Source organism: Ruegeria sp. CG11, assembly GCF_056537245.1.
In genome coordinates this window covers 215027-231569 of record NZ_JBQFRE010000005.1, presented here as the reverse complement: position 1 = coordinate 231569, position 16543 = coordinate 215027, and the positions used below count along the sequence as shown (strand labels likewise).

Here is a 16543-nt window from a genome sequence, read left to right as displayed (position 1 = left end):
CTTGGCCTGCGGCCAATTCATCCCCCGGGATATTTTTAGCCAGATGAAGCGGCCGGTGGTTGCGGCGCGTCGAGTTCGTTCAGGATGTCCTGACGGTGTTCTCCGCGGGCAGGGCTGGATTTCGGCTGCCATTCCGAGGTTGAGAATCTGGGTGCGGCAGCGACTTGCAGGGTGCCATCAGTTCTGCGCCATGTCTGGCGGGCGGCGTTCATTGGGTGGGCTTGCGCCTCGGTCGGGCTGAGGACCGGCGCGACGCAGGCATCGGTGCCTTGGAAGAGATCCGTCCAGTGGTCGCGCGGTTTGCTGGCGAAGATGTCAGACAGGCGTTGGGTGAGCGCGGGCCAGGTCGCAGGATCGAATTGCGATTGGAAGTCAGGGTCATCCGACAGGCCCATTTTCTGCAGAAACAGCGCGTAGAATTTGGGTTCGAGGCATTGAACCGTCACAAAGCCGCCATCGGTACAGAGGTAAGTGCGGCTCCAATGGGGGCCGTCCAGCAGGCTTTGACCGCGGGTCTCCGACAGGTTGCCGGATTGGTTCAGGCTCATGAGCAGGTTCATCATATGGGCCGAGCCATCGTAGATGGCGGCATCGACTACGGTGCCTTCACCCGTTTTCTGTGCGTTCAGCAGCCCGGCCAGAAGGCCCGCGACCAGATACATGGCGCCTCCGCCAATGTCGCCGACCAGAGTGGCCGGGGTTTGCGGCGGTTGGCCGGGCTGAGAGGCGTACCAGAGCGCGCCGGACAGAGCGATGTAGTTCAGGTCATGTCCGGCGGTGTCCGACAGGGGGCTGTCCTGACCCCAGCCTGTCATTCGTCCATAGACCAGCTTGGGGTTCATCTCGTGGCAGGGTTCCGGACCGAGGCCGAGTTTTTCCATCACGCCGGGGCGGAACCCTTCAATCAGCGCATCGGCCGAGGCGATAAGGCGTTTGGCGATCTCCAGATCGCTAGGGTCCTTCAGGTCCAGATCAATCGACCGTTTGCCGCGATCCAGAATCGAGCATTCGGGCATCCCCGGTGTTGCAGCCTGCCCCTTGCGGTGGATGGTGACCACATCGGCGCCCATGTCCGCCAGCAGCATGGCGGCAAAAGGGGCAGGGCCCAGCCCCTCGATTTCAATGATCCGAATACCGTTCAGCATGGTCCCCCCTTCGATTAAAGGCAAGGTTTCGGGAACGCCGGTAAATTGCAAGGCTATAGGGCAAACCCGCAAAAAAGCGCAGGACCTTGTGCGAAATTGGCCTGTTCTGTGCCGGTGGGCCGGGGTAGGGTCGCCGCCAGAACGGGGAACTTGAATGACGACCATTCTTTCGATCAAGGATTTGCGCAAATCCTACGCCGACGGGTTTGAGGCGCTCAAGGGCGTGTCTCTGGACATCGAGCAAGGGGAAATTCTGGCGTTGTTGGGGCCGAATGGCGCAGGCAAGACGACGTTGATCTCGACTATCTGTGGGATCACCACGCCGACCTCGGGATCGGTGACGGTGGGTGGTCATGACATTCAGGCCGAGTTTCGCGCCGCGCGCCGGATGATTGGTCTGGTGCCGCAGGAAATCGCGCTGGAGCCGTTCGAAAAGGTTTGGAACACCGTGCGGCTGTCGCGTGGGTTGTTCGGGCTGGGCCGAAATGACGCGCGGATCGAAGAGATTCTGCTCAAGCTGTCCCTGTGGGACAAGCGTAAGAACGCGATCAAGGAACTGTCGGGTGGCATGAAGCGCCGGGTGCTGATCGCCAAGGCGCTGGCACATGAACCGCGCGTTCTGTTTCTGGACGAACCCACCGCCGGCGTCGATGTCGAACTGCGCAAGGATATGTGGGAGATCGTGGCCGAGCTGAAGCGGGCCGGCGTCACCATCATCCTGACCACCCACTATATCGAAGAGGCCGAGGCGATCGCAGACCGCATTGGCGTCATCGACAAGGGCGAGTTGCTGCTGGTGCAGGACAAGGACACGCTGATGGCGCAGATGGGTAAGAAGCAGCTCGAGGTGATGCTGACCGAGCCGATCCAAAGCATCCCGGACAGTCTGGCGGCCCACAATCTGGCGCTGAACGGCAATGGCGATGCGCTGGTCTATACCTACGACACCCACGCAGACCGTACCGGCATCACCACGCTGCTGAACGACGTGGCGCAGGCGGGGCTGGTGTTGCGCGACGTGCAAACCCGCCAGTCGAGCCTGGAAGAGATATTCGTTAATCTGGTGTCCGGAGAGCCCGCATGAACTGGTCTGCTATCGCCGCCATCTACCGGTTCGAAATGGCCCGGTTCTTTCGAACACTGGCGCAGAGCTTTCTGTCTCCGGTGCTGTCGACATCGCTGTATTTCGTGGTTTTCGGCACTGCCATCGGCAGCCGTATCCAAGAGGTCGAGGGCGTGTCTTATGGCGCGTTCATCGTGCCGGGGCTGATCATGTTGTCGGTGGTGATGCTGGCGATCTCGAACGCGTCCTTCGGAATTTATTTCCCCAAGTTCCTGGGCACGATTTACGAGCTGCTGTCGGCCCCTGTGAACTTTATCGAGATTGTCATCGGCTATGTCGGGGCCGCGGCGACCAAGGCGCTGTTCGTGGGGTTGGTCATCCTCGTAACGGCCTCATTTTTCGTGGATTTACGCATCGAACACCCGTTTGCGATGGCGGCGTTTCTGATCCTGTCCTGCCTCAGCTTTTCGTTGCTGGGGTTCATCATCGGCATATGGGCCAGCAATTTTGAACAGATGTCGCTGGTGCCGCAGCTGGTGGTGACTCCGCTGATCTTTCTGGGGGGCACGTTCTATTCCGTCTCCATGCTGCCGCCGCTGTGGCAGACCATCACGCTGTTCAACCCGGTGGTCTATCTGATCTCGGGGTTCCGGTGGTCGTTCTACGGATTGGCGGATGTCCCGATCGGGTTCAGCCTGCTGGCCATCGTGGCGTTTACCGGCCTGTGTCTGAGCATTATCTGGTGGATCTTCAAAACCGGCTGGCGCATTCGCAGCTAGGTTGTATCGGGCGTTGCATTTTTGCCCACTGACTTTGGGAAATGTGTTCACGTCACGTCTATCGGTTAAGCGGTCCCTTGTTTACCGGTTGGGTGCACTCTACATCGGCATCCATGAAACTCAGCCTGCCGTTTCTCAAAAAGCAACCCAGCGTGGCCGTTGTGCGCCTGTCCGGTGCCATCGGGATGGCCGGGCGTGGATCGATGTCTGATACCGCGCTGGCCCCGGTTTTGGAGAAAGCCTTTCGCAAAGGTAAGCCCGCTGCCGTCGCGCTTGAGATCAACTCGCCCGGTGGATCGCCGGTGCAAAGCTCTTTGATCGGGGCGCGCATCCGGCGGCTGTCCGAAGAACTTGAGGTTCCGGTTATTGCTTTTGTCGAGGATGTAGCCGCCTCGGGCGGGTACTGGTTGGCAGCGGCTGCGGATGAGATTTATGCCGATGACAGCTCGGTGTTGGGATCAATTGGGGTGATTTCATCCAGCTTTGGTGCGCATGTCCTGCTGAAACGGCAGGGAATCGAACGGCGTGTACATACCGCTGGGGAGTCGAAATCCATGCTCGACCCGTTCTCGCCCGAAAAGAAAGAGGATGTCGCGCGGCTGGAAACCCTGCTGGCTGATATCCATGAGAACTTCATCACCCATGTCAAAACCCGGCGCGGTGGCAAACTGGACGAAAGCCAGGACTTGTTCACCGGGGAAATCTGGCTGGCGCGGCGCGCGCAGGAGCTGGGCCTGATCGACGGTATCGCACATTTGAAACCGAAGATGCAGGAACGCTTTGGCGACAAGGTCAAGTTCCGCCGCTATGGGCTGCGCAAACCGATCTGGTCGCGGCTTGGCGCATCGCTGGCGCAGGACGCTATCGCCGGGCTTGAGGAGCGTGCCGCCTACGCGCGTTTCGGTTTGTGACGTGATTATCAAGATTGTCACCCTTTTCCTGATCGCCATGGGAGTCCTGGCGATGTTCGGCAAGCTGCGCTTTCCGGGGCAGAAGCGGTTGCAATCCTCAAGATGTCCGCGCTGTGGACGGTTCAGGATCGGCAAAGGCCCGTGTGCCTGCGAAAAAGGAGGCCGTACATGACGGCATGGCTGTTATCCGGCCTTGGTCTGCTGATCCTGCTGCTGGCAGGCGATGCGCTGGTGCGCGGTGCGGTGAACCTGAGCCTGCGCATGGGTGTACCCGCGCTGATCGTCAGCTTGACGATCGTGGCCTTTGGCACCTCGGCACCCGAGCTATTGATCGCCATCAGCGCGATCAAGGAAAACGCGCCGGGCATTGCGCTGGGTAACGTGGTCGGGTCCAATACGGCGAACATCCTGTTGGTTCTGGGCATACCAGCCTTGCTGTCGACGTTGCACACCAGCGAATGCAACAGCCGCAGGAACTATGTTTTCATGCTGCTGGCATCGGTGCTGTTCATCGGTCTGGCCTTCTGCGGCGTGTTCACCTTGGTCAGCGGCGCCATCCTGCTGGCGGCATTGGGTCTGGTCCTGTGGAATGCCTTCCGCGAGGCGCACGCCCATCGCAAAGCTTGCGGTCAAGCGTGTGCCGAGGATGAAGAACTGGACGGTCTGGAAGAGGCCGACCCCAACATGGCCTACTGGAAGATCTCGGTCTATCTGGTGCTGGGCCTGATCGGCCTGCCGATGGGCGCGCATCTGCTGGTCGAATATGCCACGGTCATCGCCCTCACCTACGGCGTCAGCGAAACAGTTATCGGTTTGACGCTGGTTGCAGTCGGGACCTCTCTGCCGGAACTGGCGACGACAGTGATGGCGGCGCTGCGGCGGCAGGCGGATGTGGCGCTGGGCAATGTGATCGGGTCGAACATGTTTAACCTGCTGGCCATTGTCGGGATTGCCACGCTGGTCGGACCGATTCCCGTTGATCCGGAATTCCTGCGGTTCGACCTGTGGGTCATGCTGGGTGCCTCGCTGCTGCTGGCCCCGTTCGTGTTTTTCAAACAGGACATCACACGCACCTGGGGTTTCGTGTTGACCCTGCTATATGCAGTCTACGTCGTCGTGTTGCTGGCGTGATTTGATCAAGAGGAAGCGTCCATGACCCGAGCGTTAGTGACCGGTGCCGGAATTCGCCTTGGACGGGCCATGGCGCTGTATCTGGCGCGCCGTGGCTATGATGTCGCCGTGCATTACGCCACCTCGGAGCAACCCGCGCAGGAGACCGTGGCCGAAGTTCAGGCCCTGGGCCGCAAGGCTGTCGCTTTGCAGGCCGATTTGCTGGACGAGGCGCAGGTCAGCGCGCTGCTGCCCCGTGCGGCAGAATTGCTGGGTGGGCCGATTACCTGTCTGGTCAACAACGCCTCGATCTTTGAATACGACAACATCCGCACGGCCACCCGGCAAAGCTGGGACCGGCATATGGACAGCAACCTGCGCGCGCCCTTCGTGCTGACGCAGGCGATGGCGGGGCAGGGCCTGACGCCCGACACGGATGAGGCGGGCGAACCGGTCGCCACCGGTTTGATCGTCAATATGGTCGACATGCGGGTGCGCAAACTGACGCCCGAATTCATGTCCTACACCATTGCCAAGATGGGCCTATGGGCGCTGACCCGGACTGCCGCGCAGGCGCTGACGCCCGCGATCCGCGTCAACGCCATCGGCCCTGGCCCGACGATACAGGGGCACCGGCAATCCGAAGAACACTTCAAGGCACAGCGCGCCAACACGGTATTGGAGCGCGGAGCGAACGCCTCGGATATCACCGCTGCCTTGGGGTATTTTCTGGACGCACATGCCGTCACCGGACAGCTTTTATGCGTGGATGGCGGGCAGCATCTGGGCTGGCAAACTCCAGATGTTTTGGGCGTAGAATAGACATATTCGCTGCAAGTTTTGCACTGCTCGCAGTCCTGTTACCTGCCCGTTACAAAAATGTCTTTTTTTTCATATACTTGTCTTGTGCACAAAATAGAAGTGTTTAAAAGCAACGACTTAATAGGGTGCTTAATTTTTAAGCAACTTAATGAATCCCCAAGTATACAAGGGGATTTCGCCCTTCCCGGAAACTTATCTGCATAGTTATCCACAGAAACCGTGGATTTGTTTTCTCTTGATCTGAGGCCCTCAAGATTGCAGCCATGGTCAGGGAATCATATCTCAGGCCCATGACGACCCAGAACGAATCGAATCCCGAGACACAGCCCACCGGCTATGCTTGTATCCAGCGTTATGTGAAAACGCTGGACAACTCGCCCGGGGTGTATCGGATGCTGGATGCGGACAGCCGGGTTTTGTATGTGGGCAAGGCGCGGAACCTGAAGGCGCGGGTGTCGAACTACACGCGCCCGGGCCATTCCGGGCGGATCGAGAAGATGATCGCCTCGACCGCCTCGATGATGTTCCTGACCACGCGGACTGAGACCGAGGCGCTGCTTCTGGAGCAGAACCTGATCAAGCAGCTCAAGCCCAAGTACAACGTGCTGCTGCGGGACGATAAGAGTTTCCCGAATATTCTGGTCGCCAAGGACCACGCCTTTCCTCAGATAAAGAAACATCGCGGGGCAAAGAAAGAGAAGGGGGCTTATTTCGGCCCCTTCGCCAGCGCGGGCGCGGTGAACCGAACACTGAACCAGCTGCAAAAGGCATTCCTGCTGCGCAACTGTTCGGACTCGATGTTCGACAGCCGCACGCGGCCTTGTCTTCTCTATCAGATTAAGCGGTGTTCGGGGCCATGCGTTGGGTTGATCTCCGAGGACGATTACCGCGAAAGCGTCAAGGATGCGGAACGGTTCCTGTCGGGCCGATCCACCAAAGTGCAAGAGGAATTGGCCGAGCAGATGATGGCCGCCTCCGAGGCGATGGAGTTCGAACGTGCCGCCGGGCTGCGCGATCGTATTCGGGCGCTGACGCAAGTGCAGACCAGCCAGGGTATCAACCCGCGCGGTGTGACAGAGGCGGATGTGATCGGTCTTTATATGGACAGCGGGCAGGCCTGTGTGCAGGTGTTTTTCATCCGCGCGAACCAGAACTGGGGGAACAAGGATTTCTATCCGCGGGTCGGGGCTGATGTGTCACCAGCTGAGGCGATGGAGGCGTTCCTAGGCCAGTTTTACGACAACAAGGAGCCGCCGCGGCAGTTGATACTGTCCGACGGGATCGAGAACGCCGATCTGATGGAAGAAGCGCTCACCGAAAAAGCCGGACGTAAGGTGGAAATCCTTGTGCCGCAGCGAGGTGAGAAACAGGAACTGGTCGCCGGCGCCCTGCGCAATGCGCGCGAGTCACTGGCCCGCCGCATGTCGGAAAGCGCGACGCAGGCCAAGCTGCTGCGCGGTGTGGCCGAGGCGTTTGATTTGGATAACCCGCCGGGCCGGATCGAGGTCTACGACAACTCTCACATTCAGGGCACAAATGCGGTGGGCGGCATGATCGTCGCGGGCCCCGAGGGGTTCATGAAAAACGCCTATCGCAAGTTCAACATCCGTGGCGATGATCTGACCCCGGGCGATGACTTCGGGATGATGAAAGAGGTTCTGACACGCCGCTTCACGCGCTTGCAGAAAGAAGACCCGGATCGCGAAAAGGGCATGTGGCCAGACCTTCTGCTGATCGACGGCGGCGCCGGGCAGGTGAGCGCGGTGCACGAAATCATGGTCGAGCACGGCGTCGAAGACATCCCGATGGTCGGCGTTGCCAAAGGCGTCGATCGTGACCACGGCAAGGAGGAATTCCACCGTATCGGTCAGCACGCCTTTGCGCTGAAACGCAACGATCCCGTGCTGTATTTCATCCAGCGTCTGCGGGACGAGGCGCACCGGTTCGCCATCGGTACCCATCGTGCGAAACGGGCCAAGGCCGTGGGGGCAACCCCGCTGGACGAAATCCCCGGCGTCGGGGCCGCGCGCAAACGGGCCTTGCTGACGCATTTCGGCAGTGCCAAGGCGGTCAGTCGCGCCAATCTGGCCGACCTCAAAGCGGTGGATGGGATTTCAGCCGGGCTGGCGCAAAAGGTCTATGACTTCTTCCACGACAAGGGCTAGGCCTTTCGCCCGCGCCACAGGATATAGAGCCCCGAGGCCACGATCAGCGCGCTGCCGATCCACATGGTCTGATCCAGTTGCTCACCAAACATGATTACGCCCAAGCCGACACCAAACAACAGCCGCGAATAGCGGAAGGGGGTGACGGCCGAGACTTCTCCGGTCCGCATGGCTTTCATCAGCGCCGCGTAAGCCGCCGTGCCCATCAGGATCGCACCGCCGACATGCCAGCTTGTGTGCAGGTCCAGCGGCGCCATTGGCGCGCCTTCCCAGAACCGATAGGTCAGACCCGCGACCACGATGCAGAGAAAGCCGTAGAATCCCAGCACCTCGGTCCCAAGCGTCGCGGGCGCGGCGCGGCTGGCCAGGTCGCGCCCGGCAAAACCCAACATCCCCAACACGGCAAGGATGGACAGGGCTGAGAAACTGTCTCCGGTCGGTTGGATGATGATCACCACGCCGATCAGTCCGATTAGAATGGCGCTCCAGCGCCGCCAGCCGACCGCCTCGCCAAAGAACAGCGCCGCGCCCGCCACCACCACCAAGGGCGTGGCCTGCAGGATCACGGTCGCTGCTGACAGGGGCGTCAGCGTGATCGCCAGCACATAGAACAGCCGCCCCAAAATCTCGAACAGCACCCGCACCTTCATCGGGCGCGACAGCACGTCCCTGTGAAACAGATTCCTACCCCGCAACAGGGCCACCACCGCAAAGATCACCGAGCCACCGGCGCCGAACAGGACCAGAATCTGCCAGATCGGCAATGCCGCGGACGCGCCCTTCAACAGCGCATCCTCGAGCGCGAACAGCGCCATTGCGGCGATCATCCACGCGCTGCCGATCAGGTTGGATCGGGGGTCGGTTTGAATATGTGCGGTCATACTGTGCAGTCGCTCCTGAGCCGTCCGTCAATCTGACCGCAAAGACGCCGCGCGCCAAGCTGTATCTGACTGAGAGTTCCCGGTTGCGACCCTTTGCCTTTTGGCCCTGCAACTGCCTGTGATCGGGCCAGTTTTTTACTGCCCCGTCTTTTCTGTCCCGGACCGGCGATGTAGGGTCGGTCCATGAAGTGGAACCTGCCCAATATCCTGACCGTGCTGCGCCTGTTGGCCGCCCCCGGTCTGGCCGTAATGTTTCTGTATTTCACCCGCCCCTATGCCGACTGGTTCGCGCTGATCCTGTTCCTGACAGCAGCGATCACCGACTGGTTTGACGGCTATCTGGCCCGTGCGTGGAAGCAGGAAACCAAGATCGGTGCGATGATGGACCCGATTGCCGACAAGGCGATGGTGGTGATCGCGCTGATGATCCTTGTGGGCTATTCGACCGAGCACTGGACGCCGTGGCTGGTGCTGCCCGCCACTGTGATCCTGTTCCGCGAGGTTTTCGTCTCGGGGCTGCGTGAATATCTGGGCGATACGGCGGGAACGCTGAAGGTGACCAAACTGGCCAAATGGAAGACGACTGCGCAGATGGTTGCCATCGCGGTTCTGTTCTCGCAGGGGATCTTCGAGCATAATTTTGTCATGGCCACTTTCGGCATGGACCCTACGGTCATTGATCAGGTTCTAACTGGGCAGGTCGAGGACCTGAACCACATCCGCTGGCATCTGGAAGGGATGTTCTGGTCGGGCCGCATCGGCTTGTGGCTGCTGTGGATTGCCGCCACGCTGACATTGATCACAGGCTATGACTACCTACGTAAAGCCATGCCCCATCTGAAGGAGAGCTAACCGATGGACGTGCTGTATTTCGCCTGGGTGCGCGAACGTATCGGCCTGCCAAAAGAGAAGGTCGAAACACAGGCCGCGACGGTATCCGATCTGGTGGCCGAACTCAGCGCGCGTGAGGAACGGTATGCGGCAGCCTTTGCCGATCTTTCCGCGCTGCGGGTCGCGCTGGATCAGGAACTGTCGGACTTTGACGCCTCGTTGTCCGGTGTGCGCGAGGTCGCGTTCTTCCCGCCGATGACCGGTGGCTAAGATGCGCATTGCAGTTCAGGAACAAGCGTTTGATCTGGGGGGCGAGGCCAACGCATTCGCGGCGGGCAATGCGGCCAACGGCGCGATCGTGACCTTTACCGGTGTCGTGCGCGATCTGGCATCCGGCGATCTGGATGTGATGGAGATTGAGCATTACCCCGGCATGACCGAACGCGCCCTGACCAAGATCGCCGAAGAGGCGCAATCACGTTGGTCTCTGGGGGATGTGCTGGTGATCCACCGCCACGGGCGTTTGGCTCCGGGGGACCGGATCATGATGGTGGCCACGGCCGCGCCGCATCGCAAGGACGCATTTGAGGCGGCGGAATACCTGATGGATTACCTGAAATCCCGTGCGCCGTTTTGGAAAAAAGAAATCACCAAATCCGGTGAGGAATGGGTTGCGGCCAAAGATGAAGACGAGGATGCGCTGAGCCGTTGGTAGAGACAAGTTCCGGCACCCATTTGTTGGATGCCGGAGGAGGGCATTTCGGCTTAGCTGCTCTGTTCCGAGTTGCAGGTGCGCGCCGCTTCAATGGCTTTAAGAGTACCATCGAGGCTTACGGTGAAGCCGGTTTCTTTTTCTGGAAAGACGGTCATCTCGTATTTCTTCATGACGTCTTCGACGAATTGTGGATTGTTCGCCAGAATGTAGCCCCCCGTGTATCCCTCAGCGAGGTGCTTTGTCTTCTTGCGGGCTTCGGCCGAGTACACATTGCCATCCAGTGACAATATGATCTCTTCCTTTTTGCCTTTTAAGCCGATGTCGTTTTGGGTGAAAACTCCAAGATATCCCATTTCCTGATCTTTGGTTAAGCCCATTTGAACGACGTTGCTATTTTCGTCGACGCGTTCGATCAGGCAGGAACCGCGGGTTTCGTCGACATAGATCGTCCAGCCGGACTCTTCACCCCACTTTGTAAAGGTGTCATTCTCTGATGGGATCACATCGCTTGAGGCGAATGCGGCGGTTGTGAAAAATATCCCAAGGATTGCAGCGGTCTTCGGTGTCGTATTGAAAAGCATATTACACTCCAGTTGCTTGGATCGTGAACTATTCAATGTGCAGGCAAAAACACACCAATTCATATTATTGAATTTATTGTCAAAATGAAGAAGGCAGAATCTGACCGGCTAAAAACTGCCGATCGATCCATCCTTTGTAACAAAGGCAAGCCGAATTGGTTGTATCAGTCCGCGTTGTTGATGCGACCGCGCAGTTCTTCGGCCTCTTGCCGCGCGGCGCGCAACCCGTCCATGGCGGCGGCCAGTTCGGCCTCGGCCTGGGTCAGCTGATTGGTCAGCTCGGCCTCGCGCTGTTGCAAGTAGGTGATCGCCTGATCGCGGGTTTCCTCGGCCTCGTGCAACTCTTGGCTCATGCGGTCCAGATCTGCGACGTCGCTTTGGCGGACGCGGGACAGGCGGTGCGCCAGCCAGTTGGCGAACCAGCCCATGCAGAAGGCCGCGAACAGGATGATGGCGGTGGCGATAATGAATTCGATTCTGTTCAACTTACTGGTCCCCTGCATCCGCATCTGAGGCGGGTGTGTCCGTCTGTTCGGCCTCGATGGTTTCCGCCTCGATCGCGTCCAGCCCGGTTTCGGTGTTTGCCACCGGCTCGGGTCGGATCAGGCGGAACTCGATCCGGCGGTTTTCTTCGCGGCCTTCTTCGGTGTCATTGTCGGCGATCGGTTGCGATTCCCCATAACCCACGGCAGTAAAGCTGGCGGTGGGCACGCGGCGCCCGCGCAGCTCGTTCAGGATCGACTGTGCCCGCGCCTGGCTAAGCTGTTGGTTCATTTCTTCGCGGCCCTGACTGTCGGTATGGCCCTGAATCTCCAGCCGGATCGGGCCGCATTCGCGCAGGATGTCGGCAATCTGGTTCACCGTATCGCGCGAGTCGGTGGCGACGGTGGCCGAACCGGGCTCGAACGCGATCTTGGTGCCGGCCTGAACCTCGGCGATGCGCTCCTCGCACACCTCGGGGTCAGGCAGTATGTCGGCGGGTTCAGGCGGTTCCTGATAGGTGATGGACAGGGTGAATTCCTGTGCGTCGCCCAGTTTCTCGGACAGCAGACCGGCGATTTTCGCTTTCGTCTCGGGGTCGTGGCTGATGCCGTTCAGGACCAGATCGTCCGGTGTGACGGTCAGCGCACCGTTATGCAGTTGGGCCAGCGCCTCAAGCCCGGTCAGAACGCGTACTGGCCACCCCATCGGCAGGCCCTCGGGCGCGATGCGGGTTGCGGTGTGGACCTGCTCGGAACCAAAGGCGGCACGGGCGTAGCTGTCGACCATGTCGCGTTGGGTATCGTCGCCCAGACGCCCGCGTATCTGCACCAAACCCTCGGGGCTGCGCGTGGCGGAGAATTCGGGGGGGCCTTCTGAGCCCTCGGTTTCGGGGGGTGGCAGGACGGCGTGCAGGGCAAAGACCGGGGGCAGGGCGTTCTCAAGCTCGCCCACCACGCGGTCAAACACCCCGGCATCTGTGCCTTGCGCCGCGGCCAGCGTGATATCCGCATCTGACATTGTCACTGATCCGCCACCCAATTCGGCCAGCGCGTTGATGCTCAGCACGGCAGCCTCGGACCAGCGGGGCGAGGGTACGCCCAGACCGATGGTGCAGCTATAGGTTCCTGCTAGGCCTGCCTCTTGCGTGGCGGCGATGATCGCGTCGCGCGCCTTTTCATCCTGCGCCGAGCAGGCATCGAACTGGCCGCCATTCTCGTCAATCAGGAAGCGCAGGGTAAAGGGCGTAATCACCGGGCGCGGGGCCGAAATCGACAGGCCGATCCGCAGGCTTGGCGGCGCGGCGCGGGTCAGGTCCTGTTCCAGATTTTCCTTTTCTTGCTGGCTGTCGGCAATCGCAGTGATCTTGACCAGCCCGGGGCTGGCCGAGATTTTGGCACGCGGCAAACGCTTCAATGCGTCAACGGCATAGGCGATCGCGGCATCCCACCCCTTGGGCTTGGGATAATCCGCGGTTTCCATCAGATCCGAAACCGGAGCACCACCGTCCAGATCGCTGAGCCGCTTCATCAGCGCCTCGCGATCTTCGCTGGCCGGGATCAGGCCGATCACCGAGATGCCGCTGTCGTTGCGCAGGATCTCGGCAGAAAACCGGGGTGCGGCCAGTTCGGTTGTGGGGGCGACCTCCATTTCGTCGATCACGCGCGAGGTGTCGACCTCGGTGCCCGCCGCGGTCAGCGCATTAAACCGCGTGGCCTCATCCGTTGCCGTGCCCGTCAGCACGACGCGCAAACCGTCGGAATGCACCTCGGCCCAGTCATGCCCTTTCAGGTCCAGCGCCCGGCGTACGGCAAACTCGGACGTTTCTTCGACCTTGGTCACTGCAAAGCTGGCGGCCAACAGGCACAGACCCGCCGATACGAGGAAGATAAGGGCAACGGCTAAGAAATAGGGCAAACGCATGTGCGGGTTATCGACTCCTCAAGCGATTGTGCGAACTCTTACAGAGCCGCGCGGTCAGGTGCAATCAGAGCAGCAGCGCAATGCAGAAGAAGATCAGCGGAATAAGGCCAGTGTCCCGGTTGGCGCGAAACAGTTGCAGCAGTTTCGCGTTGTCCTCGATATCCAGCCCGCGCAATTGCCACGCCATATGCCAGCCCATCGCCCACGGCCCGCCCAGGGCAACGGCCAAAGCCAGCATCGAAGTCTGCGCCAGCGCCCCGTCGATGATGGCCAGCCCCATCAGAAAAACCGTGGCTACAAGGAAGTATTTCAGCCAGCGTGCAGTATCTGTGCCAAACAGTCGGGCGGTGGATTTGATGCCGATCAGTTCATCATCTTCGGCGTCCTGATGGGCATAGATCGTGTCATAGAACAGCGTCCAGGCGATCCCGGCTAGATACAGCGTGATCGCGGGAACGCCGACCGTGCCCGTATGCGCCGCCCAGGCAAGCAGGATGCCCCAGTTGAAGGCCAGCCCCAAAAACACCTGCGGCCACCATGTGAAACGCTTGGCAAAGGGGTAGATCGTCACCGGCAACAGCGACAGCACACCCATGGCGATGGCGGCCTGATTGAAGCTCAGCAGAATCCCCAGCGCCAGCAGGCATTGCAGGCCCATCCAGATCACCGCCTGACGCACGCTGACCTGACCGGACGGGATCGGGCGCGACCGTGTGCGTTCCACCTGTCCGTCGTACTTGCGGTCGGTAATGTCATTCCACGTGCAGCCCGCACCGCGCATCAGGAAGGCACCGATGGCGCAGCCGACGGCGATCCACAGATCCTCCCACCTTGGGTTGCCATCGCTGAGGATCGCAAGCGCCAGCCCCCACCAGCAGGGAATCAGCAGCAGCCACGTGCCGATGGGCCGGTCCGCGCGGGAAAGCCGCAGGTATGGACGGGCAAAAGCGGGCGCGTGTGTGTCGACCCAGTTGCCGCGGACCGCATCTGCGACCTGACCGTCTGGTGTTGGGGCGTTGCCTTGCATATGTAACGTCTCATGAGTGCAAAGATCAGACTGTATGTAGAGCACCCTCTGGGTCAGGGGCAATCGGTAGATTTGACGCGCGAGCAGGCACACTACCTGTTTGGTGTCATGCGTCTGGCCGTGGGCGGGCAAGTGGCCCTGTTCAACGGCAAGGACGGAGAATGGCTGGCCGAAGTGGCCGAGGCCGGCAAGCGCGGTGGGGTTCTGGGCTGTGTGGAACAGACCAAACCGCTGCAGCTGCCGCCCGATCTGTGGTTTCTGTTTGCCCCGATCAAAAAGGCACGCACCGATTTCATCGTTGAAAAAGCGGCGGAAATGGGCGCGGCGCGGATCATGCCGGTGCAGACCGAATTCACCAACTCCGAACGCATTCGCCAGGACCGCCTGCAGGCCCACGCTGTTGAGGCCGCCGAGCAATGCGGTGGCACTTTCGTGCCCGAGGTCGCCGATCTGCAACGGCTGGACCGCGTGTTGGACGCGTGGCCCGAAGACCGCCAGCTGATGTTCTGCAACGAGGCCGAGGTCGGCTCGGCCCTGCGGCTGGCTGCGAATGAAAAGGGTCTGCCCTGGGCGATTCTGATCGGCCCCGAGGGCGGTTTCTCGGACCGTGAGCGTACGCGACTGACGGCGCTGCCCTATGCGCATGTTGTCAGCCTTGGCCCGCGCATCCTGCGGGCAGATACGGCTGCGGTGGCATCGCTGACCATGTGGCAGCAGGCGCTGGGGGATTGGTCTTGAATTGGAGACTCGCGGCGGATGCGGACGTGCCGAAGATCGACGCGTTGCTGTCGCAGCATATCCAGACCTCGATGTTTCCTTTGGCCAATTTGCGGGATTTTGGCCTGCGTGGCGATGATCCGCGATCCCTGAACATCTGGGTGATGGGCGATGGTCCGCGCGCTGTTTTCGCCATCACCAACGAAGGCATGGTGCTGGCGCAATGCCCCGATTGCTCGGATGCTGAGCTTGCCGCGGCAATTGCCCTGATCCGCGGGCGCAAGCTGTTCGGAGTGGCGTCCGAGGCGACACAGGCGCGCCGGATCATGCAGCTGGCTGGCTGGGAAGATCGGCCCGCCACCCTGAACAGCGATGAGCCTGGCTTTACCCTGCAATTGGACGACCTTGTCCTGCCGGACACTACTGGCGTGACCTTGGTGCCGTTGGGCGATGTTGATTGTTCTGTTTCCGAAGCCTGGCGCGAAAGCTATCTGGTCGAGGCAATGGATTTCGCCCCCGAACGCGCGCAGGTGCAGGCAAAAAAGGACATCGCGGCCTATATCCAGCGCGACTCGCACCGGGTTCTGCTGGTCGATGATCAGCCAGTTGCCATGACCGGGTTCAACGCCCGCTTGCCCGAGGTCGTGCAGATCGGAGGGGTCTATACCCCGCCCAACCTGCGCGGTCGCAGCTATGCCCGGCTGGCGGTCGCTTTGCATCTGATCGAGGCCCGCAACGGCGGGGCGTCCCGCGCAGTTCTGTTCGCGGCTTCCGATTCCGCGGCGCGTGCCTATATGGGTATTGGATTCAAACCCGCAGGACATTTCTCGCTGATCCTGTTCACCAACCCCGAGGACCCGGCATGAGTTTCATCCGACCCGAAGCCAAACTGACTCTGTGGCGCTGGCGCGAGGTGCTGGTGGCCGGGCTTGTGCTGCTGGTCGGCCTCAGCTGGATCAGCGGCCCCGGCGGGTTGTTGGGATGGTTGGGCTGGGTGCTTGTGGCTGTTTCCGTGGCGCTCGCTGTAATCGGCATTCAGCGCGCTAGGTTCCGCACCGGGGTCGGCGGCCCCGGAGTGGTGACCATCGACGAAGGCCAGATCACCTATCTCGGTCCGTTAGACGGCGGCATGGTCGCCACGCGGGAGATCGAACGTCTGGCGCTGGACCCGACCGCGTCGCCTGCGCATTGGGTGTTGGAGCAACCGGGCCAACCTTTGCTTCACATTCCTGTGAATGCCGAAGGGGCCGAGGCTTTGTTCGATGTCTTCTCGGCCTTGCCGGGGCTGAAAACCGAACAGATGCTGGCGGAATTGAACGGCGGCGCGGCCCATCCGGTGGTGATCTGGGAACGCACGCCGTCTCGTCCTGCGCACCTCAGGCTGCATTGACAC

Annotated in this window: 17 protein-coding genes and 1 pseudogene; 12 read left to right on the top strand and 6 right to left on the bottom strand. The window is 60.6% G+C overall.

The features are described 5' to 3' along the window. Window positions 1-35: 35 nt before the first annotated feature. Window positions 36-1145: a CaiB/BaiF CoA transferase family protein gene (locus ACR0KW_RS14235; protein WP_480805564.1), complete on the bottom strand. Its 1110-nt coding sequence runs from the start codon at window positions 1143-1145 to the stop codon at window positions 36-38. Window positions 1146-1299: 154 nt separating this feature from the next. Here ACR0KW_RS14235 and ACR0KW_RS14230 point away from each other — a divergent pair, with 154 nt between their 5' ends. The 6 genes and pseudogenes from ACR0KW_RS14230 (at window position 1300) to uvrC (ending at window position 7995) form a co-directional block, all read left to right on the top strand. Then, window positions 1300-2229 carry an ABC transporter ATP-binding protein gene (locus ACR0KW_RS14230; protein ID WP_480805563.1) on the top strand — a complete coding sequence of 310 codons (930 nt, stop codon included), beginning with the start codon at window positions 1300-1302 and terminating at the stop codon, window positions 2227-2229. Further along, window positions 2226-2987 (top strand): ABC transporter permease, encoded by a 762-nt coding sequence (locus ACR0KW_RS14225; protein WP_480805562.1) that lies wholly within the window; start codon window positions 2226-2228, stop codon window positions 2985-2987. The genes ACR0KW_RS14230 and ACR0KW_RS14225 overlap by 4 nt, the downstream gene beginning before the upstream one ends. 113 nt (window positions 2988-3100) lie before the next feature. Continuing rightward, window positions 3101-3898 carry a S49 family peptidase gene (locus tag ACR0KW_RS14220; RefSeq protein ID WP_480805561.1) on the top strand — a complete coding sequence of 266 codons (798 nt, stop codon included), beginning with the start codon at window positions 3101-3103 and terminating at the stop codon, window positions 3896-3898. A 168-nt stretch (window positions 3899-4066) separates the two neighbouring features. After that, window positions 4067-5029, top strand: a complete 963-nt coding sequence (locus tag ACR0KW_RS14215) for a calcium/sodium antiporter (protein WP_480805560.1) — start codon at window positions 4067-4069, stop codon at window positions 5027-5029. Between the two features lie 18 nt (window positions 5030-5047). Then, window positions 5048-5830, top strand: a pseudogene (locus ACR0KW_RS14210) (SDR family oxidoreductase); the annotation flags it as partial. Between the two features lie 290 nt (window positions 5831-6120). After that, a complete protein-coding gene (gene uvrC, locus ACR0KW_RS14205; protein WP_480805559.1) occupies window positions 6121-7995 on the top strand; it encodes an excinuclease ABC subunit UvrC in 1875 nt (624 codons plus the stop codon). Here uvrC and ACR0KW_RS14200 read toward each other — a convergent pair. Then, window positions 7992-8876, bottom strand: a complete 885-nt coding sequence (locus ACR0KW_RS14200) for a DMT family transporter (RefSeq protein ID WP_480805558.1) — start codon at window positions 8874-8876, stop codon at window positions 7992-7994. The two genes, uvrC and ACR0KW_RS14200, sit on opposite strands and share 4 nt — an antisense overlap. 183 nt (window positions 8877-9059) lie before the next feature. Here ACR0KW_RS14200 and pgsA point away from each other — a divergent pair, with 183 nt between their 5' ends. Genes pgsA through ACR0KW_RS14185 form a run of 3 tightly spaced genes read left to right on the top strand, consistent with a single transcriptional unit; the run spans window position 9060 to window position 10422 of the window. Further along, complete coding sequence (gene pgsA, locus ACR0KW_RS14195; protein ID WP_170327279.1) at window positions 9060-9728, top strand: CDP-diacylglycerol--glycerol-3-phosphate 3-phosphatidyltransferase; 669 nt, start codon at window positions 9060-9062, stop codon at window positions 9726-9728. 3 nt (window positions 9729-9731) lie between these two features. Beyond that, window positions 9732-9977, top strand: coding sequence for a molybdopterin converting factor subunit 1 (moaD, locus tag ACR0KW_RS14190; protein WP_480805557.1), 246 nt, complete (start codon window positions 9732-9734; stop codon window positions 9975-9977). Window position 9978: 1 nt separating this feature from the next. Continuing rightward, entirely contained in the window at window positions 9979-10422 is a 444-nt protein-coding gene (locus ACR0KW_RS14185) for a molybdenum cofactor biosynthesis protein MoaE (RefSeq protein WP_480805556.1), read from the top strand. 50 nt (window positions 10423-10472) lie between these two features. Here the strand turns inward: ACR0KW_RS14185 and ACR0KW_RS14180 are convergent, their stop codons facing one another. From ACR0KW_RS14180 to ubiA, 4 genes are all read right to left on the bottom strand, one after another. Then, window positions 10473-11003 carry a hypothetical protein gene (locus tag ACR0KW_RS14180; protein WP_480805555.1) on the bottom strand — a complete coding sequence of 177 codons (531 nt, stop codon included), beginning with the start codon at window positions 11001-11003 and terminating at the stop codon, window positions 10473-10475. 164 nt (window positions 11004-11167) lie between these two features. Further along, window positions 11168-11488 carry a hypothetical protein gene (locus ACR0KW_RS14175; RefSeq protein WP_170327275.1) on the bottom strand — a complete coding sequence of 107 codons (321 nt, stop codon included), beginning with the start codon at window positions 11486-11488 and terminating at the stop codon, window positions 11168-11170. A gap of 1 nt (window position 11489) precedes the next feature. Further along, complete coding sequence (locus ACR0KW_RS14170; protein WP_480805554.1) at window positions 11490-13406, bottom strand: OmpA family protein; 1917 nt, start codon at window positions 13404-13406, stop codon at window positions 11490-11492. A gap of 64 nt (window positions 13407-13470) precedes the next feature. Continuing rightward, entirely contained in the window at window positions 13471-14433 is a 963-nt protein-coding gene (gene ubiA / locus ACR0KW_RS14165; protein WP_480805553.1) for a 4-hydroxybenzoate octaprenyltransferase, read from the bottom strand. A gap of 12 nt (window positions 14434-14445) precedes the next feature. Here ubiA and ACR0KW_RS14160 point away from each other — a divergent pair, with 12 nt between their 5' ends. The 3 genes from ACR0KW_RS14160 to ACR0KW_RS14150 are packed head-to-tail and all read left to right on the top strand — an operon-like array spanning window position 14446 to window position 16540. Then, on the top strand, window positions 14446-15171 hold the full coding sequence (locus ACR0KW_RS14160) for a 16S rRNA (uracil(1498)-N(3))-methyltransferase (RefSeq protein WP_480805552.1): 726 nt from the start codon (window positions 14446-14448) through the stop codon (window positions 15169-15171). Continuing rightward, window positions 15168-16016, top strand: a complete 849-nt coding sequence (locus ACR0KW_RS14155; RefSeq protein ID WP_480805551.1) for a GNAT family N-acetyltransferase — start codon at window positions 15168-15170, stop codon at window positions 16014-16016. The genes ACR0KW_RS14160 and ACR0KW_RS14155 overlap by 4 nt, the downstream gene beginning before the upstream one ends. Then, the gene (locus tag ACR0KW_RS14150) at window positions 16013-16540 is read left to right on the top strand and encodes a hypothetical protein (RefSeq protein WP_480805550.1); all 528 of its coding nucleotides are present in this window, start codon (window positions 16013-16015) and stop codon (window positions 16538-16540) included. Before ACR0KW_RS14155 ends, ACR0KW_RS14150 begins: the two co-directional genes overlap by 4 nt. Window positions 16541-16543 lie beyond the last annotated feature (3 nt).

Excerpts from the sequence above, each read along its gene's own strand:
- ACR0KW_RS14235 (WP_480805564.1), bottom strand. The coding sequence starts at position 1,145 with ATGCTGAACGGTATTCGGATCATTGAAATCGAGGGGCTGGGCCCTGCC.
- ACR0KW_RS14230 (WP_480805563.1), top strand. The coding sequence starts at position 1,300 with ATGACGACCATTCTTTCGATCAAGGATTTGCGCAAATCCTACGCCGAC.
- ACR0KW_RS14225 (WP_480805562.1), top strand. The coding sequence starts at position 2,226 with ATGAACTGGTCTGCTATCGCCGCCATCTACCGGTTCGAAATGGCCCGG.
- ACR0KW_RS14220 (WP_480805561.1), top strand. The coding sequence starts at position 3,101 with ATGAAACTCAGCCTGCCGTTTCTCAAAAAGCAACCCAGCGTGGCCGTT.
- ACR0KW_RS14215 (WP_480805560.1), top strand. The coding sequence starts at position 4,067 with ATGACGGCATGGCTGTTATCCGGCCTTGGTCTGCTGATCCTGCTGCTG.
- uvrC (WP_480805559.1), top strand. The coding sequence starts at position 6,121 with ATGACGACCCAGAACGAATCGAATCCCGAGACACAGCCCACCGGCTAT.
- ACR0KW_RS14200 (WP_480805558.1), bottom strand. The coding sequence starts at position 8,876 with ATGACCGCACATATTCAAACCGACCCCCGATCCAACCTGATCGGCAGC.
- pgsA (WP_170327279.1), top strand. The coding sequence starts at position 9,060 with ATGAAGTGGAACCTGCCCAATATCCTGACCGTGCTGCGCCTGTTGGCC.
- moaD (WP_480805557.1), top strand. The coding sequence starts at position 9,732 with ATGGACGTGCTGTATTTCGCCTGGGTGCGCGAACGTATCGGCCTGCCA.
- ACR0KW_RS14185 (WP_480805556.1), top strand. The coding sequence starts at position 9,979 with ATGCGCATTGCAGTTCAGGAACAAGCGTTTGATCTGGGGGGCGAGGCC.
- ACR0KW_RS14180 (WP_480805555.1), bottom strand. The coding sequence starts at position 11,003 with ATGCTTTTCAATACGACACCGAAGACCGCTGCAATCCTTGGGATATTT.
- ACR0KW_RS14170 (WP_480805554.1), bottom strand. The coding sequence starts at position 13,406 with ATGCGTTTGCCCTATTTCTTAGCCGTTGCCCTTATCTTCCTCGTATCG.
- ubiA (WP_480805553.1), bottom strand. The coding sequence starts at position 14,433 with ATGCAAGGCAACGCCCCAACACCAGACGGTCAGGTCGCAGATGCGGTC.
- ACR0KW_RS14160 (WP_480805552.1), top strand. The coding sequence starts at position 14,446 with ATGAGTGCAAAGATCAGACTGTATGTAGAGCACCCTCTGGGTCAGGGG.
- ACR0KW_RS14150 (WP_480805550.1), top strand. The coding sequence starts at position 16,013 with ATGAGTTTCATCCGACCCGAAGCCAAACTGACTCTGTGGCGCTGGCGC.